The organism is Microcoleus sp. C2D2 (assembly GCF_036702495.1).
In the GTDB taxonomy this organism is placed as follows: domain Bacteria; phylum Cyanobacteriota; class Cyanobacteriia; order Cyanobacteriales; family Microcoleaceae; genus Microcoleus.
This window is the reverse complement of sequence record NZ_JAUBTO010000030.1, coordinates 46,607-67,314: the sequence shown is the minus strand read 5'-3', so window position 1 is coordinate 67,314 and position 20,708 is coordinate 46,607. Positions and strand designations below refer to the sequence as shown.

The 20,708-nt window shown below is 46.4% G+C and carries 16 protein-coding genes; 6 read left to right on the top strand and 10 right to left on the bottom strand.

Annotated elements, in window-relative coordinates; all coding sequences use genetic code 11:
• Nucleotides 1–181: hypothetical protein (locus QUB61_RS12630; RefSeq protein WP_333189971.1), on the top strand; the 181-nt coding region annotated here is incomplete at its 5' end.
• A gap of 50 nt (nt 182–231) precedes the next feature.
• Here QUB61_RS12630 and QUB61_RS12625 read toward each other — a convergent pair.
• The 3 genes from QUB61_RS12625 to QUB61_RS12615 form a co-directional block, all read right to left on the bottom strand.
• Entirely contained in the window at nt 232–2,310 is a 2,079-nt protein-coding gene (locus QUB61_RS12625) for a dynamin family protein (protein WP_333134891.1), read from the bottom strand.
• Nucleotides 2,311–2,343: 33 nt separating this feature from the next.
• The gene (locus QUB61_RS12620; protein ID WP_333134889.1) at nt 2,344–2,679 is read right to left on the bottom strand and encodes a hypothetical protein; all 336 of its coding nucleotides are present in this window, start codon (nt 2,677–2,679) and stop codon (nt 2,344–2,346) included.
• A 301-nt stretch (nt 2,680–2,980) separates the two neighbouring features.
• Nucleotides 2,981–3,502 carry a pentapeptide repeat-containing protein gene (locus tag QUB61_RS12615; protein WP_333134887.1) on the bottom strand — a complete coding sequence of 174 codons (522 nt, stop codon included), beginning with the start codon at nt 3,500–3,502 and terminating at the stop codon, nt 2,981–2,983.
• 227 nt (nt 3,503–3,729) lie between these two features.
• Between QUB61_RS12615 and QUB61_RS12610 the strand changes: the two genes are divergently transcribed.
• The gene (locus QUB61_RS12610) at nt 3,730–5,268 is read left to right on the top strand and encodes a SagB/ThcOx family dehydrogenase (protein ID WP_333134884.1); all 1,539 of its coding nucleotides are present in this window, start codon (nt 3,730–3,732) and stop codon (nt 5,266–5,268) included.
• Between the two features lie 300 nt (nt 5,269–5,568).
• Here the strand turns inward: QUB61_RS12610 and mnmE are convergent, their stop codons facing one another.
• Nucleotides 5,569–6,954, bottom strand: a complete 1,386-nt coding sequence (gene mnmE, locus QUB61_RS12605; RefSeq protein ID WP_333134882.1) for a tRNA uridine-5-carboxymethylaminomethyl(34) synthesis GTPase MnmE — start codon at nt 6,952–6,954, stop codon at nt 5,569–5,571.
• A 637-nt stretch (nt 6,955–7,591) separates the two neighbouring features.
• Between mnmE and QUB61_RS12600 the strand changes: the two genes are divergently transcribed.
• Together QUB61_RS12600 and QUB61_RS12595 are read left to right on the top strand one after the other, a co-directional pair.
• Entirely contained in the window at nt 7,592–9,790 is a 2,199-nt protein-coding gene (locus tag QUB61_RS12600; protein WP_333134880.1) for a tetratricopeptide repeat protein, read from the top strand.
• A gap of 189 nt (nt 9,791–9,979) precedes the next feature.
• Entirely contained in the window at nt 9,980–12,169 is a 2,190-nt protein-coding gene (locus QUB61_RS12595) for a tetratricopeptide repeat protein (protein ID WP_445300312.1), read from the top strand.
• Between the two features lie 236 nt (nt 12,170–12,405).
• On the opposite strand, the gene QUB61_RS12590 is transcribed toward QUB61_RS12595, so the two are convergent.
• The 4 genes from QUB61_RS12590 to QUB61_RS12575 all read right to left on the bottom strand — a co-directional run bounded on the left by QUB61_RS12590 (nt 12,406) and on the right by QUB61_RS12575 (nt 18,133).
• Nucleotides 12,406–13,839 (bottom strand): protein adenylyltransferase SelO family protein, encoded by a 1,434-nt coding sequence (locus tag QUB61_RS12590; protein ID WP_333127244.1) that lies wholly within the window; start codon nt 13,837–13,839, stop codon nt 12,406–12,408.
• A gap of 441 nt (nt 13,840–14,280) precedes the next feature.
• Nucleotides 14,281–16,737, bottom strand: coding sequence for a GH116 family glycosyl hydrolase (locus tag QUB61_RS12585; protein WP_333127246.1), 2,457 nt, complete (start codon nt 16,735–16,737; stop codon nt 14,281–14,283).
• A gap of 203 nt (nt 16,738–16,940) precedes the next feature.
• The gene (locus QUB61_RS12580; protein WP_333127248.1) at nt 16,941–17,546 is read right to left on the bottom strand and encodes a Uma2 family endonuclease; all 606 of its coding nucleotides are present in this window, start codon (nt 17,544–17,546) and stop codon (nt 16,941–16,943) included.
• Between the two features lie 41 nt (nt 17,547–17,587).
• Nucleotides 17,588–18,133 (bottom strand): gamma carbonic anhydrase family protein, encoded by a 546-nt coding sequence (locus QUB61_RS12575; protein WP_333127250.1) that lies wholly within the window; start codon nt 18,131–18,133, stop codon nt 17,588–17,590.
• A 106-nt stretch (nt 18,134–18,239) separates the two neighbouring features.
• Between QUB61_RS12575 and QUB61_RS12570 the strand changes: the two genes are divergently transcribed.
• On the top strand, nt 18,240–18,749 hold the full coding sequence (locus tag QUB61_RS12570; RefSeq protein ID WP_006631343.1) for a TIGR02652 family protein: 510 nt from the start codon (nt 18,240–18,242) through the stop codon (nt 18,747–18,749).
• A gap of 201 nt (nt 18,750–18,950) precedes the next feature.
• A complete protein-coding gene (locus tag QUB61_RS12565; RefSeq protein WP_333127253.1) occupies nt 18,951–19,388 on the top strand; it encodes a VOC family protein in 438 nt (145 codons plus the stop codon).
• Nucleotides 19,389–19,448: 60 nt separating this feature from the next.
• Here QUB61_RS12565 and QUB61_RS12560 read toward each other — a convergent pair whose 3' ends face one another.
• Nucleotides 19,449–20,201, bottom strand: coding sequence for a cupin domain-containing protein (locus QUB61_RS12560; protein WP_333127255.1), 753 nt, complete (start codon nt 20,199–20,201; stop codon nt 19,449–19,451).
• A 121-nt stretch (nt 20,202–20,322) separates the two neighbouring features.
• On the bottom strand, nt 20,323–20,556 hold the full coding sequence (locus tag QUB61_RS12555) for a hypothetical protein (RefSeq protein ID WP_333127257.1): 234 nt from the start codon (nt 20,554–20,556) through the stop codon (nt 20,323–20,325).
• Nucleotides 20,557–20,708: the final 152 nt, after the last annotated feature.

Genomic DNA, 20,708 nt, shown 5'->3' with positions numbered 1-20,708 from the left:
GGCGTCCCGCCCGTCTTTTTTGGACGGGCGGGACGCCCATCCCACAAACTTGTGGAAGTTATTTAATTCTCATTCCTTAGTAAGGCGATCTCCTATCCTACACCCTCGATCATCCGTTCACAATCAAAGTAGTATAGCACCCTACAAGTCGATTCGAGCGCGGCGCACCTTACCCTTATAATTCCCGCGTCAAACCATTTTTTTCGTAAGTCCTGAAGGATGAGAACACATTCAGGTAGCGGATGCTAGGAAACCTTGATATAGCGATTCTATACTCTGCGATTGAGCAGAAACATCAGCCTCCAATTTTTTCAGTCGCTCAGATTCAGCCTGACAATTAATCTCGCGAGATTCCTTTTGTTCCAGCAAATTATCTAACTCAGCTTTCCGAGAATTAATATCAGCATTCATCCGATCGCTCACTTCCCGCCCGTAAACATCAAAACACTCTTTTACAGCATCGTGAATCGGCTGCCACTGTTCTTGAGCCACCTGCGGCAGATATTTCACAAGCTCTTTTTTCGCAGCTTTTACCAATTGTTTGCGAGCTCCGTCTGCTTGCAAAACCCCAACACCCATCCCCAACAAAGCCAAGTACAGCGGCCCTAAAACAATCCCCGTCAAACTAGCAAGAATCGTACTAACGCTTAACACAGTGATTAAATTCAGCAGGATATTTTTCCAATCAAAACCCGCTCCTGCCATTGCTACGCCTGCCAGATTTCCGGTCGTTAACGAGAACAATCCCATCGCCCATTTTGCCCAAGCTGGCGAGTTATCTTCGTTCGAGTTACTGACTGCTGCTGGTATTTTTTGCCCCGTTAGTTTTTCGGTAATTTTTTCAGTCACTTTCGTGTAAGATGCTCCGTAATTTGCCGCACTTTGCGATAGCTGCGAAAATGCTGAATTCATCTCTTGTTCTGCCGTGAGAGTCCAAGCTGCTAGTTTGTCGTTGATGTACTGTTCTAATGCTTGTCTGAGCGATGCTTCAAAGGCTTCTCGCTTGCCTTGGCTGAAGAAATCCAGAAAGCTCAGCTCGGGTTGATACCGCAAAAAGTCTGTTTCAAAGGTATTTTCTAATTTAAGAACGTAGGTGCGGAAAGAATCTGCGATCGCCCGCGATTTACTATCTCTAACTTCGATAATTTCTTGTTTAAATTCATCGCGAATCTGACTCAGTTTTTTAAACTCTGGCTCAACTGAATTAATCTTTTCCTTCAACTCATTGACATCGCGATCGAGTAATGGTAATCGGCGGCCAACAGCTTCGCGGACGCGAGCAGAAATTTGACGCGCCAAAGTCCTCGCCGGACGCAATTGGGAAATCGCCCTTTCCTGCGTCAAAAACGTATTCAGTGCCGCCATAAACTCGGGAAAACCAGTTCCTGCCAAATCCGCATCCGGGTTTTTTATCCGCAACCTGAGCGCCTTAATTGAGGTAATTGCAAAGACTCGCTCGTCGTAAATATCGTGTCCTTCTGTTAAACAATATTCAGCTAAATTAGCTTGAAAAACCCGCCGCAGTTTCCCTTCTGCTTCTGCCAATTCTTCAGGATCGTCCGGGTCAATTAAACTTTCCCGCACCTGATCCCAAGCATTGATCAGAAAGAAAACGCTCAATCCGCGATTTTTGATGTAATTTTCTAGATAGCGTCTTTCCCCCATTGTGCAAGGCTGAGTTGCCCTGAGCACAAACAAAATAGCGTGGCAGTTGTTGATGTAACCGAGAGATAATTCGTTGCGGGCTTCTGTATCGTTCAGTCCGGGACTGTCTACTATTTCTATGCCTTTTTCTAGCAAAGGTAAGGGATATTCTACTACGGCGCAGTCGATATCTGGAAATGCTGGTTTTTTTTCTGATTCTAGGCGTTTCGCCTCAGCGGGGTCAATGGTGTAGTTCTGTTTAAAACTTTTAAAATCGAGCTGTTTGGGGCTTTTGCCGTCATTGAAATAAACGGTTACTTTTTTTTCTGAACCGTAGCGCAAAATCGTCAGCAAAGCTGTACAGGGATTTACATCGCTGGGCAGTAAGTTTTCGCCGATTAAGGCATTGAGAAAAGTGCTTTTGCCACGTTTCATGTCGCCTAAAACTAGCAGCCGAAAGACTCCTTGACGTAAGTTGTTGCTGGCGAGATTGATGTCGGCGCTGTCGCTTTCTAAACCGAGTTTCCCTGAGGCTGCGGCTGCTGCTAATTCTGATTGGTTGATGGCTGTGGCGATGTTGCTGAGAGAGTCGGCAATTTCTCGGCGGACTGCGGCTACTCGCTCTAAATCGTTGAGAAAGTTGCTAGTTTCTACTTTAAGGTTCATGGCTGTTTCCTGAGAGTTTCCTGCTTGGGGTTTTCAACTTTTGTCTTCGGCAAAAAACATTTTGTAAGCAATCCAAGCAATGCCTCCAACTATCACCGCAGTTGCCAGCCAAGAGGCTATGCGAACTGCAACGACAACAGCAATGACAATGCCTGTAAATTGAGCTACGGCTATAATTTTTCGGCGCCACTGTTGGAGTTGGCCTTCTTTATCTTTGCTGTCTGGTTCTTCGTACTTGATCGTTCGATATTCTGGCACTGAACGGTCGATTTCGGCTTCTAGTTCGCGGAGCCGAATTTCTTGTTCGCGCTTCCGCAGTTCTTGTTCTTTGTGCCGGAGTTCTCTTGCTTTTTTATCGGGAGAGTCCATAAATTTTACCTTGTTTCCACTGGAAAAGTGTGTTGTTTATTGTCTTTATTGTCAATGTTGCGAAGCGATAAGTTTTCTGGGCCCTGGACGCAATCTTACCCAAGAAACCAATTTTTTTTACGAAAAGACGCGTTGCAGCCGGCAGATTGGTTAAAAAACCCGGTTTCTGAACCCCCATGCGTCCAGGACTATTTCTACAACTGTAACTCACATTTTCCGCGGTGTCGAGAGATGTTAAGAAATTTAAAAAAGGGATCTCGAGCAATTAAGCCGATCGCTTTAGACTAGCCGCTGGGAATCATCAATATCCTTCGGGACCGATGGTAGTGCGATCGCATTCAGCTTCCGACAAATCAACCAAGCGCGATCGAAATAAGTTGCAGCCCCCTAATTGAGCTTTGGTTAACTTTGCTTTCTGCAAATTAGCTCGGCTCAAATCCGCATATCTCAAATCGGCATTCGTCAAATCTGCATTGTACAAATCCGCACCTTGCAAATTAACTTTTTGCAAATTAGCACCTTGTAAATTGGCGTGGCGCAAATTTGCTCTGGATAAATTTGCTCTTGATAAATTTGCTTCCGACAAGTTAGCTTGATAAAGTTGAATGTCGCCCAATTCAGCATCTTGCAAATCAGTTTTATAAAGATTAGCTTCAGTCAAATTTCCGTAGGGCAAATAAGCTCGCCTCAGAATGCTACCAGAAAGATTTATTTCCGCCAAATTTGCTTGAAACAAGTTATCTTCACTTAAGTCAACGGCGTTAAAGTTTCGCTTGCCCTCAGCATACTGAGCCAGCAATTCCTCAGCGCTTAGCTTTTGCATTTTCATCCCTTTATGAGGACAGCTATTGCAGCCTATCCATAACAGTAATTAATGGGTATTAATTTGTGTATTTATACTTAGGCATTATTTTATGTTAAGCTTGTGTAACAACGATCTCATTTTTTCTAAGATTTTTTTTATATTTGTAATTTCTGCCTTGCTCGACCAGTAAGCGGTCGGTAATGTCAAGATCGATCGAGAAACCAAAGTCAATCATTTACTGAAATATGCCAGAACTTCCTCCCTCCATTGCTCAGCACTACCACGAACGGACGAAATACGATCCTGAAACCATTGCTGCCAAAAGCAAACAGCTAGATTGGACAGAGCAACCTGTGCCGTTCAAAGAATATAAAATTGGAGCGTATTTTGACCTCAAGCGTTATCTAAAAGACCCCTCGGAGGATTCCGATGCCGATCCAGATGCCGGTTGGTGGCATCGGTTATCCAGCTTGTTGCTGTGCAGCTACGGGTTGACGGCGAAAGTGCAAACGGTAGACGACAGCTACCTGTATTTGCGATCGGCGCCGTCGGCGGGCGGACTCTACCCAGCAGAGGTTTATTTAATCTCCCGCGGCACTGCGCAGTTGCCGGCGGGACTTTACAACTATCAGTGCAGAACTCATTCACTTGTTCATTTTTGGGACAGTCAAGTTTGGCCAACCTTGCAAGCAGCTTGTTTCCAGTCGCCAGCGCTAGAAAATACCCAATTGGCGATCGCCATTACGACTGTTTTTTTTCGTTCTTCTTGGCGTTACGAAGACCGAGCTTATCGGCGAATTTTCCTAGACACCGGTCATTTATTGAGCAATATCGAGTTAGCTTGCGCCGTCAACGATTACCGACCTCACCTGATTGGAGGATTCGCCGACGAAGCTGTCAATCAATTACTGTACATCGACTCGGAGCAAGAAGGAGCGATTTGTGTAGTTGCTTTAGCCGACTTGCTAGATATTGACCAAAACTTGCCTAAATTTAAAACAGCTTTGCCCGGAAAAACCACGACAGATTACCCGCCTATTTCCGAAGGTCAACTGTTAAGAACCCTCCACAAAGCGACGCATTTAGAATCTGACCCTACCGGAGCGGACGGCTGGAAACTTGATGAAAGTGAAGGGGAATTAGACGATAAATACAACTTTCCCTTTTGTACTAAAGTTTCGACGGTCACTCCTTCGATTCCTTGGGGAGTGAACCTGGAAACTTTAGAAAACACTATCCTCAAAAGGCGTTCTACCCGTGGTTATACAGGTGCTTCTTTGAGCTTGGGCGAACTGCTAGCTATGCTCGATTTTACTTACCAGCCGCAGCACTATATCGACCAAGGATTAGACGGTTCTCCCGACTATTTCGATCTAAGTTTGATCGAGACTTTTATTGCTGTATCGGGAGTGAATGGGTTAGAAGAAGGCTGTTACTATTACGCTCCGAAAGCTCAAGAATTGCGGCAAATTCGGTTTAAAAATTTCCGCAGGGAGTTGCATTTTTTGTGTTTGGGGCAAGACTTGGGCAGAGATGCGGCGGCGCTGTTGTTTCACACGGCGGATTTGAACAGGGCTGTAGCAAAATATGGCGATCGAGTTTACCGCTATTTGCACATGGACGCGGGTCATTTGGGCCAGCGGTTAAATTTAGCAGCTATTCAACTGCGTTTGGGTGTCAGCGGTATCGCGGGCTTTTTTGACGATCGCGTCAATGACGTTCTCGGTATTCCTGCGAGTGAGGCTGTGCTTTATATTACAAGTCTGGGAAGACCTCGATCGTAAGAATGAGTCAATCGATTTTAGATTTGAGATTTGAGATTTTAGATTGAAGAATTGGCGTTGCTGGTTTAGGGTATGAACGACTCAATCTGCAAAAAATGAAACAAGCAAGCGAGTGAATTTTCTGAATTTTCAAGTTATATAGCAATCCTCAATCATTTGTGGATTTCTTACTCCCGGACCGCAGGTTCGGGGAGGGTTGGGGTGGGGTAAAAAATTTACGACTCCTGTAAGGATTGCTATAGCGGTAAGGTGTGCATTGCCAACCTGCAATATAGAGGTTTTAAGTAAGTCCTGCCCTTGCTATTTGCCAATGCAAAATCTGCTAAATATTCTGTCGAGAACTGATTCTGTCACTTCTTCGCCCGTAACTTCCCCCAACGCTTGAATTGCACCGCGCAAATCTATTGTCCAAAAATCTAAAGGCAATTTGTTGCTGATAGTATCCGTGCATTGTTCCAGAGAAATTTTTGCTCGGGTTAAGGCTGCTGCTTGCCGTTGGTTGATTGCTAAGTCTGAGTTTGCTGCTTGCAAATTTCCCCCGCTGACGGCATCTAAGATTGCTGTTTCTAAGTCTGCTATGCCTCGATCGAGGGCGGCGGCTGCGGCAACTATTGGGTGAATTTCTGAGGAAAAAGGTAGTTCTGGGATTGTTTTTACTAGGTCGATTTTGTTGATAATTATAATTAGCTGGCGGTGTTTTACTTGTTCGTAAATTTCCGAATCTTCCTCTGTCCAACCAGATTCCGCGTCAATTGTCAACAACACTAAATCGGCTTGTTTTGCTGCGGCGCGCGATCGCTCAACGCCAATTTTTTCTACCTTGTCTTCAGTTTCTCGAATGCCGGCAGTATCGAGCACCTGCACCGGAATGCCGCCCACAACTAGCTGCGACTCTACCACATCCCGCGTCGTACCGGGCAAATCCGTGACGATCGCCCGATCGCTCCGGCTCCACGCATTCAACAAACTCGATTTTCCCACATTCGGCCGCCCAACAATCGCTACTTTCAAACCACTTCTCAACAATTCTCCGCGATCTGCCGTCGCCAAAATTGTTGACAATTCCGCCAAAATATGATTTATTTCCAAACAGGTTTTAGCTTCATCTAAAGGCGGCAAATCTTCCTCAAAATCAATTCTCGCCTCAATTTCTGCCAGCACGTCCAAACAAGTTGCTCTCAATTTGCGGATGGGCTGGGCTAATTTGCCCTGCAAAAGGGCCAAAGCACTTTGTGCAGCAGCGGGCGATTTTGCTCCCACCAAATCTGAAATACTTTCAGCTTGAGTTAAATCGAGCCTCCCGTTCAAAAAAGCCCGCAGCGAAAACTCTCCTGGCTGCGCCAATCTCGCCCCATGTTCCAAACACAACTGCAAGACTTGCTGCACGGCCATTATACCGCCGTGACAGTGAAATTCCACCACATCTTCGCGAGTAAAAGAACGCGGCGCTTTCATGATTAACAATAAAGCTTCATCGACTAATTCTTGAGTTTTGGGGCGACGGATATGACCGTAAAGAATGCGGTGAGACTCCCAGATTTGCCGTCCTGGGGCGCGAAACAGAGTTTCGGCAATTTTTAAGGCGGAGGAACCGGAAACTCGCACAATGCCGACGCTGCCTTGTTGGGGAACTATGGCAGTGGCGATCGCTGCGATCGTTCCTCCTTTTGTTAGTGATTCAGACATTTTTATTATTCACACATTCAAAAGTTCTCTCAATCTCCTGTTTTTGAGTATCAGGCAATTGCTTCTCGGTCTTCGAGAGTAGAAATAAGAAGGTTCCTCATTCAAAAAATTAAAAGAGCTGCCAGGAAAGGGCAAGCTGCACGAGTTTCCTGGTCGAAGGGTAGGGGATATTTGGTAATATCTTTACGCAGAGTGCTAATTGCTCGTCGGCCCAGAGAGACAAGATCGCTTGAATTAGGGATTCAAGCAGTTGTACGTTCATTTGACTGACCTCCGGCTAGGTTGTTAAATTATACATATCTCATTGACAGGATAAACAATTTCAGCTATTTTTTTTTCAAGATATTAGAAGAGCGCGGCCGCCGTGCTTGACGGGCGAGCGCCAATCCGATCGCCCCTGCAGGCCAGTCAGTCGATTTGAGAGTTGAGAGTTGAGATTTGAGATTTACTCCACAGATGAATCGGGGAGGTTGAACAAGAGTCTAAAATTTGGGGCGGCTGACGACTCCTGTAGGAAACTTGTATCCGTTTTTGGGCGGGAGTCACGGCTCTATCGAACTTAAATTACTCAGCCAAATGTTTTGGCTATCCGGATTTCATGCAATAATGGGACATTAACAGGGTAGAGGGCTATCGCATGATTGGTCAACTTCTAGACAGACGTTACCGCATCATTAAAGTCACAGACTCAAGTGAGGTGGGAAAAACTTATCTAGCAGCAGATACTCACCGTCCCGGGTATCCGCAATGCACGGTTAGAGAAATGCGGCTTCCCGGCAAAAGTTCGCAAACTCCAGAATTAGTCAAAGTTATATTTCAAAGAAACGCAGAAATAATTGAGAAATTGGGAAAACACGACAAAATTCCCGAATTATTGGCGTATTTTGAGGAAAATCAAAGTTTATACTTAATAGAAGAATTTATTGCCGGAACACCTTTAAGTCAAGAACTAATACCCGGTGAACCTTGGGCTGAAGACAAAGTAATTGCTCTGCTATCAGAAATATTAGAAATTTTGGCCTTCATACACCAGAAGGGTTTCATTCACCGCAGAATTCAACCAGACAGAGCTATCCGGCGCGAGTCAGACGGCAAATTTGTCTTGGTTGACTTTAGCTTAGACAAAGAAATTAACCCGGAAGTCGCTAATTGTAATTTGTTGGCGCAAACCTCCCCGAACTCTGTTAAACGGCAGGAGGCAAAAAAACAGGATGTGGCGACCCATGAGTTATACGTGCCGATCGAGCAATCGATGGGCAACCCCCGTTACAATAGCGACATCTACGCTCTAGGTACGATCGCCCAGCTTGCGGTGACGGGACTCTCACCCAAGAAACTGAGTGCCTTAAAAAACAACAAAAGCGAAATTTCCTGGCGAAACCAGGCAACTTGTTCGCCTGCCCTAGCAGATATTATCGATCGAATGGTGCGGCCAGACTGCGAGGAACGCTATCAGGAGGCCGCCGAAGTTTTGGCAGACCTCAAACAAATCGCCGTAAAATGGGAGGTTGAACCGCCGCCAGCCACAATCATCACGGACGCTATGAGTAAACCGTCGAGACAGCGCCAAATCAGACTGCTGCTGTTGGCTGCAACAGCCTCCGCTTTAATCTTGACAGCACTCATAATTTACTTGTGGCAGAGTCAAAGTCCGGCGAGGGCAAAAGAATTGTTAGCCCGGGGCTCCGCCAAGTCGCAGCAAGGGGACAAAACAGGTGCGATCGCCGATTATACCCAAGCGATTGCCATGAATCCCAGCGATGCGGAAACTTACTACAAGCGAGCCAACACTCGCTACGACATGGGCGCCACCGAGCAAGCAATACAGGATTACACGCAAGCAATTAAAGTCAATCCCAGCCACACCAAAGCCATCTACAATCGAGGTCTGGCCCGCCTCGAGAGCGGCGACAAGCGGGGGGCCGTGGAAGATTTCACCCAAGTAGTGCGACTCAATCCCAGCGACGGTGAGGCATACTCTCAGCGGGGTTTAGCCTACTACGATCTGGGCGACTACCGCACGGCAATTTCCGACTACACTCAAGCAATTCGGCTCAATCCCAACGATGCTACAGCTTACAGCAATCGGGGTTTAGCTCGCTCGGCCTCGGGCGACAAAACAGGAGCAATGGCAGATTTTACCCTAGCGATTCAAATTAGCCCCAAACAAGCTGGCGTTTACTACAGTCGCGGTCGATCGAGATTTAACCTGGCAGATTATCAAGGAGCGATGGAGGATTATACTAAGGCGATCGAATTGGAACCAGAGCTAGCTGATGCTTATACCAATCGGTGCAGCGCTTACTTAAATTTGGCAAGCTACGACAAAGCGATTGCAGATTGCACCCAAGGAATTCGCCTCGATCCAAAAGATGAAGCAGCTTACAACAACCGCTGCATTGCTTATCTGAATTTAAAACAATTTCAAAAGGCCAGCGAGGATTGCAGTTTGACGATCGGACTCAACGGCAACAATCCCAAAGCATACAGCAATCGAGGATTAGCTCGCTCGGCTTCGGGAGACAAGCAGGGGGCTGTGGAAGATTTTACTCAAGCAATTCGGCTCAATCCCAGCGATGCAGTAGCTTACAGCAATCGCGGTACTATTTACTCAGAACTAAAAAATTACCCTTTAGCGGTTGAGGATTTTGCTCAGTCGCTGCGGCTCAACCCCAACAATGCTACCGCTTTTTACAGCCGAGGCCTCGTCCGCCGCCAACTCAAAGACCGTGCTGGGGCGATCGAGGATTTTCAGAAAGCTGCAACGCTGTTTCTAGAACAAGGAAGAGCCGATGGTTTCCAAAACGCACAAGCACAAATCAACGATCCTAAATAAGCTATTAGTCATGAGCCATCAGTCATGAGTCATCAGTCATGAGTCATTAATCATGAGGAAAAATGAAAAATGAAAAATGAACAAGGAAGAAGGAAGAAGGCCAAATCACCAATCACCAATTCCAAATTTCCCATCAGCAATTCCCCATTTCCAGTCACCAAGTCCCAATTCCCAATTCCCGATATGAACATGGTTGGTCAACTTTTAGACAGGCGTTATCGCGTAGTGCAAATTCTCAGTTCAGGAGCTTTCGGACAAACTTATTTAGCTGTCGATACTCGCCGCCCGGGCAACCCTCAATGTGTAGTCAAACAACTGCGCCCTCCCAGCAACACTTCCACAGTTCTCAAAACAGCTTACCGCTTATTTAAACAAGAAGCAGAAATATTAGAAAAGCTGGGAAAACACTCTCAAATTCCATTTTTGCTCGCTTATTTTGAAGAAGCCAATCAATTCTACCTCGTCGAAGAATTTGTGCCGGGACACGCCCTAAATAGGGAAATTGTGGCCGGTCAACCTTGGCGGGAAGAACGAGTGATCGAACTGTTGGAAGAAGTGTTACAACTTCTCGCCTTCGTACACTCTCAGGGAGTGATTCACCGCGATGTTAATCCCTCCAACTTAATCCGCCGCAAACCAGACGGCAAATTAGTTTTAATAGACTTCGGCTCCGTTAAAGAAGTTGCGAATCACGTCACCGAGTACGATACAGAATTTCCGCGCACTATTGCTACTGGAACTCCGGCTTATATGCCGATCGAACAATTTCAAGGCAACCCGCAATTTAGCAGCGACCTCTATGCAGTCGGGATGATGGCAGTCCAAGCTATGACGGGTTTGCCCGGTACGGATTTGCCAAAATTGCAAGATCCGAGTCCTTCTCACACGGGGGAAATTGTTTGGCGCAACCGAGCTCAATGTTCTGTGGGACTAGGAAATATAATTGACAAAATGGTCTGTCACCAATTTAGCCAACGCTATCAATCTGCTGAGGAAGTGTTGGAAGCTATCAGCAAGTTGAGGCACCGCCAAGAACCGGGGAATAAGGCTCAAAATAAAAGTATTTCTCCGAGCTTAGTGTCTTCAAATAGTGTGGCGTCACGTTGGGGAAATCGGTTTTGGGTGCTGATTTTGGCTGGCTTCGGGGCGGCAATAGTTCTGGTATTTCTGTTTAATTATTGGAGCCGCCCGAATCCGATTAAAGCTAAGGAATATTACGACCAGGGAGTAGAAAAGTCTCGCAATAAAGATGCGGCGGCAGCTTTGCAGGCTTTTAATAAGTCAATTCAATTGAATCCTAACAATGCGGAGAGTTTTTATTGGCGGGGTAATGCTAATTATGATTTACAAAAGTATCAAGAAGCAATTGGCGATTATTCTCAGGCGCTCGCTCTCAATCCTAAATATGTTGAGGCTTATTTTAACCGAGGGCTAGCCCGTCACGATTTTAACGACAAGCGCGGGGCGATAGAGGATTACACTCAAGCTTTGAAGCTCCAGCCCAATGATGCTGATACCTATTATGAAAGAGGAGTTGCTTATTTAGAACTGCAAGATTACAAGGCGGCTATTCAGGATTTTAACGCAGTAATTCGGTTGCAGCCGAACCTTGTTAAAGGTTATCATTCGCGGGGGTTGGCTCGCGCTGCGAGCGCAGATTTGCAGGGGGGGATTGGAGATTATACTGAAGCAATTAAACTAGATTCTCAGAATGTTGATGCTTTCTACAGTCGGGGGAGAGCTCGCTTTCACCTAGGAGATTATCAGGGAGCTTTGGCGGATTATTCTCAGGTAATCGCGATCGATCCTAAGAGTGGAGATGCTTACGCTAATCGTTGCAGCACGCAGTTGAATTTGGGAGCGCATCAAGCGGCAATTGACGATTGCACTCAGGCAATTTCGCTGAGCGATGAGGATGGGGTTCCTTACAACAATCGCTGCATTGCTTATTTAAATTTGAAGGATTATCCGAAAGCAATTGCCGATTGCACTCAAGCCGTGAAAGTGAATCCGAATGATTATAATGCTTTTAACAATCGTGGTTTAGCTCGCAGCGCAGGTGGTGACGCCCAGGGGGCGATCGCAGATTTTACAGCAGCAATCGGGTTCAATCCCAACAATGCTGAAGCTTACGCCAATCGGGCTAAGATTTACCAGCAGTTAAATAATAACAATAGTGCGATCGCAGATTACGTGCAAGCTATTCGGATCAGTCCGAATTATGCTGCTGCTTACTACGGTAGAGGCCTGGTTCGCCGCTCATTGGGAGACAAAGCAGGAGCAATTAGCGATTTAGAAAAAGCCGGCAAAATGTTTCTCGATCAAGGACTTACTGGCGGTTACAAAGATGCACAATTTGAGATTGAAAAGCTCAAGTAGTCATTAGTCATTAGTCATTAGTCATTAGTCATTAGTCATTAGTCATTAGTCATTAGTCATTAGTCATTAGTTATTAGTCATTAGTCATTAGTCATTATTTCTCGGTGTTATATTTCTTATGTGGCAGATTTTTATAATCTCCGATTGCTCCGGGGCGGGTTCACCCTAATCTTTAATACCAACAGAAACTGCTGGTTAACCGGCCCCGGAGCGCTATTAATGCCATCTATTATCAATCAATTTTCTGGGTCTTGAAGCCGTTTAACCAATTCATAAAATGGTTGCCAATTATCCTCTATAGCTATGGCTTCCCAAACAGCCTCAATCGTCGGTCTCAACAGCGATTGTTCGGGATTGTGCCGGAGCAACCTGTCCGCCATTTTGTCCATATCATCCGCCGACAAACTTTGCAAAACGTGATAATAAAACTGCCGCCAAGGTGCTATCAAGTCGGCAGGTTCCGCCTCAGCAAAAATTTGACTAGCATCATCTCGCCAAGTGCGATCGAACTGTCTTCGCAGTTCAAAAAAGAAATCGTGATACTCAACTTGAGACTCCGCCAGCATTTTAATTGTCACCTCCAACAACTCATCAGCATCAGCTTCTGGCAAATCCTCAAATCCCAATCTATTGAGCATCAACCGCCGATAAGCTGCATTATAATACTCGCCGAACTTTTCCAAAGCAGCATCCATATCAGCTTGAGGAATCGCCGCTGCTAGCGGTTCTTGGAGCTTCTCTAAATTACCCTTACAAATAAACGGTTGATTGCCGTAACAATAAAGACCATAATAGTCAAAATAAGCTGCTGTAAATTCCGGCTTGTAAGTTGGGATAAAAGCGAAAGGCCCGTAATCGAAACTTTCTCCAGTAATCGACATATTATCAGTATTCAGCACAGCGTGGCAAAATCCTGCCGCCATCCACTGAGCGACTAATTCAGCGACTCGCTGGACTAAATCTGCATAAAATAGCGCATACTTTTCCGGCGCCGAAAAACCAGCCTTGCTTGCTTCTAAATGCAGTTCAGGATAGTAATATTCAATAACAAAATCTAAAAGCTTTTTAATTAAATCCGGGCGGCGGATATAGTGCAACCTTTCAAAAGTTCCAAACCGGATGTGAGAATGACTGAAACGTACCATTACGGACGATCGCGTCGGAGATGGTTCGTCCCCTCGCCACAAAGCCTCCCCAGTTTCAACTAAACTAAAACAGCGAGATGTCCGAACTCCCAATCGGTGCAAAGCTTCGGCTGCTAAAACTTCGCGAATTCCCCCTTTGAGAGTGAGTCTACCGTCACCGCCCCGCGAGTAAGGAGTGCGGCCGGAACCTTTAGTGCCGAAGTCGTAAAGTCTGCCGTCAGTACCGCGAACTTGGCCGTATAAGAAGCCTCTACCGTCACCTAAATTGGGGTTATATGCGTTGAATTGATAGCCGTGATAGCGGAGTGCCAGAAAGGGGCGGACGCAGTGAAATTCGCCGAACGCTTCGATAAAATGTTGGTCGGTTACTTGTGCGGGGTCTAAACCCAATATCGGCAATAATTTGTCGTTGCGGAAGCGGAGAATATGCTGCGGAAAATCGGCAGCAGGGACTTCATCAAAATAGTCGCCGCCGAGGGATTCTATCGCGGGTTCGTAGTTGAGGGAAAGCAAAGGATTTGACATTTTTCTATTTTATCTTGAATTTGGCTATCACTCCAAATTATATACGGGTAATGTGCGTACTGCATGGGTATCAACAATCGCCTCAAACCCTTTGTATTTCTCGTTTATAGCCGAGTTCGATACTTCTCACATCCCAGGCTTATTTCATGCTCAAACTTTAGCTAGGCTAAAATTTGAGCATAAAATTTTAATGTCTTCCTCGATAGCAAAAAATTTTTACGGTCAATTTTATTGATAGTTGAATTAACCCTTTTGTTTGCTAAAAATGGGGTTGAAGGCTTAAGTTTTTAAAATTTTAGTTGGATTCACCAGCTAATATCGCGGTTTTCAAGAAAGTGAGGTATGCCCTATGCCCACGGAGGCCTATGCCCACGGAGGCCTATGCCCACGGAGGCCTATGCCCGTCGGAACATGTTACTGAGAAAGGCTATACCTTTTTCCCTACTTAAAATGGGTCAACACCCCGTAAATCGCCCAAATCGCCATCGCCCGCAAATAGTGACTCGCCCGAAAAGTCCCCCCCGCCGTAATCGCTTCCGGCGTGCGAAACTGCAACCCATTTTCATAAATCTGCTTCACCACCGCATCCGTCAATTTAAACGCTTTCTCCTCCATTCCCATCTGTACCAAAAAAGCGGCCAGCCCAAAATTAATCCCCGTCCAAACTTCCAAAGGATGAGTTGCATTGGGATTTTCCGGCGAACCGTTCAGCATCACCCCATTCGCTGCACCGAACTCCCCCTCATTGAACTTCAAAAAGCAAGATTCGTACACAGTTTCTAAAGCGCTGACTGCACATTCCGGCGGCACAATATCCGGCAGTCCTAACAGTTTCGCGTAAAATTGACCGCACAGTTGGTCGGCCATGACCACTTCGGAATTACTCTCGCTGTCCAAACGGTAATATTGACCGTTCCACAGTTTTTCTTGATAGCTCGGTCTTGCTTGTAGCAGCCAACTGTGATATAATGCTATTTTTGCTTGAGGGTTAGGAATTATCTGCGGTGCTGCATCTTCCAAGATTTCGCCGATCGCGATCGCAGCCTCCAGCGCCGCCAACCACAAACCCCCGCAATACGCACTTATCCCCCGCATTTGCCAGTCATCAAACGTCTGATCCGGTGCACCCGAATTCTCAGGAATTCCGTCCCCATCCTCATCAAAAGTTTTCAGATAAGCCAAAGCCTCAACAATTGCCGGCCAACACTCTTGCAGAAACTCACAATCTGTGCCGCCAGTCAACAGGAAATCCCGATAAACCTGCAACACAAAATCGCAAGGCAAATCCTTCCACAAATTGCAATCTTGATAGCTAGTATAATTCGTTTTCTCCCAAGGATGTTCGTTAGGAGCACCCAAATCGTGCGGCGTCGCGCCGACAGCTTTTCTAATAGCCGAAGCTTGATTCCAGCCAATAATTCTCGGCGTATCGTCTCCTGCAGAAATTGCCCTAGCGAAGGCTAAAACCACCGACTTTTCCAAATCAGGCCACAGCATCAACAAAGCAAAAGAACCGTAAAGCCGCACGTCCAAACTTTCGTACCAGCGGTAATCAATGCACTCCAAAACCGCAAATTGACCCTTGGGATCGCGTTCGTCAGCCGCACTCCAAAGAGTACCGCCGTCTGTCAGGGCGTATAACTCGTTAAACAAAGCCATTTTAAAACTGTCTGACAAATCTTTCCGTTCTAAAATCGGTTTTTGCCAAGCTTCAATATTTTCGCGCCAAGTATCGGAATGCTTCATTGCAGTGCGAATAATCGGCCAAGCATTTTTGCCGTTGCGGCCGAAGAAATCTGTATAGCGGCGGTAGTACCAAACTCCCGATGCAAACTCAGTAACGGGCAAATCCCAAGCTATAATAAAGGGAATTTTGCGAGTTTTTCCGGGTCGAATAGTAAAGCGAACTGCGATCGCACAAGCCAACTGTTCTCCTGCGGCTGCGGCTGTCTCGTCTTTGTCATCCAACAAGAAACCTTCAGCCGAAAAGTTGCGCCAAATATCGTCGCCATTCCCCGCCGGGTTCCAGCGAGTTTGATAGAATACTTCTACCGCTGGATTAGTAATAGTTGCGATCGCCCATTGTCCCTCCCCCTCTTGCGGTTCGTCATCAGCAGTCAACCGCGTCATCACGCAACCGATGCGGTGAAAATCTTCCACCAACAAATTCAAATTTCCCGCACTTTCTCCCCACCTGGGTTGATAGTCATAAAATGGACTGCCATCATCTCGAACCATCACTTTCGGCGACTTGTTGGCATTAGTAAACCAACCGACAATATTCTCCCAAGTCAGCATGATGCTGAGAGTAATCGGCGCATCTGTAGGATTGTGCGCTACCCATTCAAACATGGCAACTGGGTAACTGCTTTCCTGATAATTGTTCGGCAAAATTGGCGAAAATTGCTCGCAGCTTAATTGAGCATGAAACACATTTTCGTATACAAACCAACTGCGCGGATACAAAGCATGATAACTACCCGAATAATTAGACTCCTCCCCGGTTCTTTCTTCTTCTTCCCTTCTTCCTTCTTCCTTCTTCCTTCTTCCTTCCGATGGATACCATTTCCAACTAGATAAACTGCCATCGGTAGGCGGTTCAGTGGACAGTGCAAAAGCTTGTTTCTTGCCTTGAGTTTCTTCAAAAATGCTGAACTGACAAGCGGGCAAACTGCGAAAAATGTGCTCGCCGCCGTCAATGTGCCAGAGGTTAAAGTCGCCGCGGGACGATCGCCCGATGCAGCCGGCACCGAACCCGCCCAGAGGCATTCCGTGCCAGGGGCCGTCGTCGAGATTGCTTGCGTAGCGGACTGTATAGGGATTCTCCCAACCCAGGCCGATGGGACGTTTCCAGGTGTAGGGGGGGATGTTTGGAGTAGATGTGCGATCGTTATTCATGTCATCAATTTTAGCGCTCGATCGAGCTTTACAATTTTTTTTATTTAATTTTAAACTTTTATCGGTCGAACAAATCCCGATTTTTCCGAAGATTGTTAACTGTTGATTGTTGGCAAAAAGCAATTGGTTTCAGGTTCGCCGGCTTCATCAATTCTCCAATCTAAAATCTAAAATCTAAAATCTAAAATCGCTTGGTCGATCGCCTAACGGGGAAGAATATCATCTAGGCGAATTTGCCAGGTCTTTAACAGAGGAGAAATAATCGGTTGACCGAGGCGAAATTGTTGCTGGGTGTAATCTTGGTCAATCAGTTGGCAAACGGTGATAGTAGGTTGTTTTGGTTTACCGATAAAAGCCACACCCCCTAATCCGCGATAATCAACTATCCAATATTCTGGAATCCCTAAAAGAGCATATTCTTCAACTTTTCGGGCGTAATCTGTTTCCCAGTTAGTGCTGACAACTTCTACAACTAATTTAATCGATCGTCCCAGCGTAATCACAGGTTCTCTTTCCCAAAGAGGTTCGCTGACAAGGGCGGTTTCATCTAACACGACAATATCGGGACGGCGGGCAGTAGCTGCATCTGAGAATGGACGGATCAAACAAGTGCGGGGAATGAACCAAGGTAGTTTTTCGGCTGCGATGGCGATGCCGATTTGAGTTGCTAGTTTACCGCTGACGGTTTCGTGTGGGCCTGTGGGTGACCTGTCAACTAATTCTCCGTCAGCGAGCTCGTAGCGGAAATTGTCACAATATCGATCGAGGAATGTTTCAAAGGTGAGGATTTTTGGCGCGGTGTAAGCCATTGGAAACTAATAGTTTTTTGCTGAAAATTTTATTCTATCAACTAACCAAATCCCAAATCAGAACCTTTCCCCGCGTGAACCAAAGCCAACTTTTCGTAACGCTTAGCGTGTTCCACCAACTCGGCTGCTTCTTCCTCAGAGACCTCCCGCAGGCGTTTGGCAGGCACTCCCGCAACTAGCGTGTGAGGGGGAACATCTTTGGTCACAACCGCCCCTGCACCCACGATAGAGCCTGTGCCCACCCTCACTCCGTCCAGGACGATCGCCCCAATCCCGATCAGGCAGCCCCGTTCAATGTAAGCTGAGTGAATCACGGCTCGGTGTCCGACTGTGACGAAATCTTCCAAAACAGTCGGTTGCCCCGGATCGCCGTGCAGAATTGCTCCATCTTGGATATTGGTACTTGAGCCGATCGCAATTCGCTCTATATCCGCCCGCACCACCGCCCCGTACCAGATACTAGCGCCTGCAGCCACCTCTACCCTGCCGATGACAACAGCGCCTTCAGCGACAAAAGCCGCTTGGGACAGATCGGGTTTGGGCCAGTAGGAAGGAAGTGCAGACAGAGGTTCGTTGAGATTGCTCATTATTTGGTCGATCGTTATACTTCTAGCAGATTAGCTGGTTGTTGATACGGGATATAATAAAAGTATTTGGCACTTTTGCAGAGAAAATATGCTGGGACGCAAATAAATGATTGAAGTTGCCTTGCAATACCCAATGTTTGGCCCGGAAATTCAGTGTCCCCACTGTCGCCAAACAATTCCGGCTTTAACGCTCACGGATACCTATTTGTGTCCGCGTCACGGGGCATTTGAGGCAGATCCAAAAACGGGGGAACTGGTTCACCTTCAGTCTGGGCGGCACTGGCGCCGCTGGGAGAATGAATGGTATCGCCAGCACACGCACCCCGACGGGATTCGGTTTGAAATTCACGAAGCGCTAGATCGACTGTATACTCAAGGCTACCGAGCAACTCGCGTGATCGTTGCCCAACGCTATCGGGACTTAATCAGCGCTTATTTGGAACGCAGCACGCCTTGGCGAGGCCAGTCGGAATCGCCGCGGCCGAGGCTGTACGGTTTGCCTGTGGATTTTAGCCCCGATCCCCAAGAGGACCCTTGCTGGGAAGTGATTAATTTTGATTTGGAAAAAGAGCCGGGAGTTCCGATTAGATATCCCTATTTTCGGTTGTTTGAATAAGTCAAGGAAGAAGGAAGAAGGAAGAGGGAAGAAGGAAGAAGGAAGAGGGAAGAGGGAAGAAGGCTCTATTGCTTTCGCGCTAAAGATGCGACCGTTTTTTATTCCGAATTCCGAATTTACCCTCTAAAATCTCAAATCTAAAACCGGAATTCCTACTTCCCTTCTAAAATCTAAAATCTAAAATCTAAAATCTAAAATCGAATGCACCACGCCTCGATTCGCACTGCTAACATTCACCGGGCGATCGCCTTTTATGAACAGTTGGGATTTACTGTCAGCGATCGCTTTACCACAGGTTACACCCTAGCCTGTTGGATGGAAGGTCTCAACGGACGCATCGAACTAATTCAAATCCCGGAACCAAAACCCGCACCGGATGCTTTCGGAGACGAGCATTATGTTGGATATTATCATTTATCTTTCGATTTAACTGAGGCGACAACTGACTTGCCTAGCTGGTTGCAGTCTCTGAAAGCTCGGTTTGAGGAAGCTGCTAAAGACCAACCAAACCAGTTCCAAGCTTTGAAAGTTTTATTAGAACCGACTCAACAGGCGATCGGGCAAAATGTTTACGAAGTAGCTTTTATTGCCGATACTGATGGTTTGCCCTTAGAGTTTATCCGGCGCATGAATGGCTAATGAGGTCAGTAGTTAGCAGTCATTAGCCATTTATATTCTTTCAATTCATACCGTTCATCCTTAGCCAGAAAACTCAGTTGTCTCAAAAGGGTGTCGGAAGTCTTTTCCAACAATAAATCGCGTTTCATCTAGAGGATAAGTCTTAACATAAACCAGACAACCGGTGGCCGAGGACGGACTATAGGGAGAATTGGGTGAATACCGCAGCCAACTACCAGCGGGGAAATCTCCTAACTCATCACTCCAACAGCCTTCGATGACAAAGATTTCTTTCACCTCAGATTCAACTACGTTCGACAAAGCCGTGCCTGGTTGCCAGCGTTCCACCCAAACTTTTTCATGAAAACCCTCTTGCTCATAAAGTGGCTTTACTTCAATTTGGGGAATAGCACCGGGCTGCCAGCACAACTCGTAAATATTCGTTTTCACCCGCTGGCGAGTGGTTCCACCATGTTGCCGTAATTTAACAAATGTCAGACAACCTTCATCGCTATAAGGACGATGGATAAACCCTTCGGGATTGAGCATATAAGATCCTGGAGGATACACACCGGTTTCATCAGCGAAGTTACCCTGGAGTACCAAAATTTCTTCTCCACCCGGGTGTCCGTGTAGCGGGAAAAAGCCACCCGCATCGAAACGAGTCAGCATGGTGACGGGATGATCTTGAACGTTATCGTCGGACTCAAAGGCACCAAACCAGATGCCCGTAAAAGTTGTCTGATGCCAGGTTAGCGATGACTGCAAGACCGCGGCTCGACTGGATACGTCGTTGTGAATTGGTTGAGGTTGCCACTCACGTTGAGAAGACATAATTCTTGCAATTTAAGATGAATTGCTGATTGTGTATAGGCTGGTTCCTATAGCCAATATACATAAATTTTGTCCTATTTGCTGGCCGATCGCCTGTTCCCTATTTCCTGTTCGCTCTTCCCTATTTATACTGTTTCGCCCGCTCGATCGTTTTATCTAGCAATATACCGCCCACAGGATCTGTCCCATAGGAATCTCCGACGTGTAAAGCCATATCCAGGGCAAAACCCACCTTGCCATCCAAGAGCGCCAAAGCCCAAAGACTCACGTAGCGGCGCAAACTAGCCTCAACTAATTTGAGGTGCTCTAGGGTTCTGAAATATCTGGTTTCAGCGGCTGTCGGACTCCCCGGCAATCCTTTGATGTGTTGCTGGTCGAATTGACTAGAGAGGGCTTTCCGCTAGGGATAATCATTCTCTCTCTCAATCGGCAACTGAGAATAGTTATTACTCTTAATCCCTAGTAACGTTCGCTACCAACTTAACAATATTTTTCTAAAACATACTA

Bases quoted from the DNA above. Each gene is read 5' to 3' on its own strand.
- QUB61_RS12600 (WP_333134880.1), top strand. From the start codon at position 7,592: ATGATTGGTCAACTTCTAGACAGACGTTACCGCATCATTAAAGTCACA.
- QUB61_RS12570 (WP_006631343.1), top strand. From the start codon at position 18,240: ATGATTGAAGTTGCCTTGCAATACCCAATGTTTGGCCCGGAAATTCAG.
- QUB61_RS12595 (WP_445300312.1), top strand. From the start codon at position 9,980: ATGGTTGGTCAACTTTTAGACAGGCGTTATCGCGTAGTGCAAATTCTC.
- QUB61_RS12580 (WP_333127248.1), bottom strand. From the start codon at position 17,546: ATGGCTTACACCGCGCCAAAAATCCTCACCTTTGAAACATTCCTCGAT.
- QUB61_RS12585 (WP_333127246.1), bottom strand. From the start codon at position 16,737: ATGAATAACGATCGCACATCTACTCCAAACATCCCCCCCTACACCTGG.
- QUB61_RS12560 (WP_333127255.1), bottom strand. From the start codon at position 20,201: ATGTCTTCTCAACGTGAGTGGCAACCTCAACCAATTCACAACGACGTA.
- mnmE (WP_333134882.1), bottom strand. From the start codon at position 6,954: ATGTCTGAATCACTAACAAAAGGAGGAACGATCGCAGCGATCGCCACT.
- QUB61_RS12615 (WP_333134887.1), bottom strand. From the start codon at position 3,502: ATGCAAAAGCTAAGCGCTGAGGAATTGCTGGCTCAGTATGCTGAGGGC.
- QUB61_RS12620 (WP_333134889.1), bottom strand. From the start codon at position 2,679: ATGGACTCTCCCGATAAAAAAGCAAGAGAACTCCGGCACAAAGAACAA.
- QUB61_RS12575 (WP_333127250.1), bottom strand. From the start codon at position 18,133: ATGAGCAATCTCAACGAACCTCTGTCTGCACTTCCTTCCTACTGGCCC.
- QUB61_RS12625 (WP_333134891.1), bottom strand. From the start codon at position 2,310: ATGAACCTTAAAGTAGAAACTAGCAACTTTCTCAACGATTTAGAGCGA.
- QUB61_RS12590 (WP_333127244.1), bottom strand. From the start codon at position 13,839: ATGTCAAATCCTTTGCTTTCCCTCAACTACGAACCCGCGATAGAATCC.
- QUB61_RS12610 (WP_333134884.1), top strand. From the start codon at position 3,730: ATGCCAGAACTTCCTCCCTCCATTGCTCAGCACTACCACGAACGGACG.
- QUB61_RS12565 (WP_333127253.1), top strand. From the start codon at position 18,951: ATGCACCACGCCTCGATTCGCACTGCTAACATTCACCGGGCGATCGCC.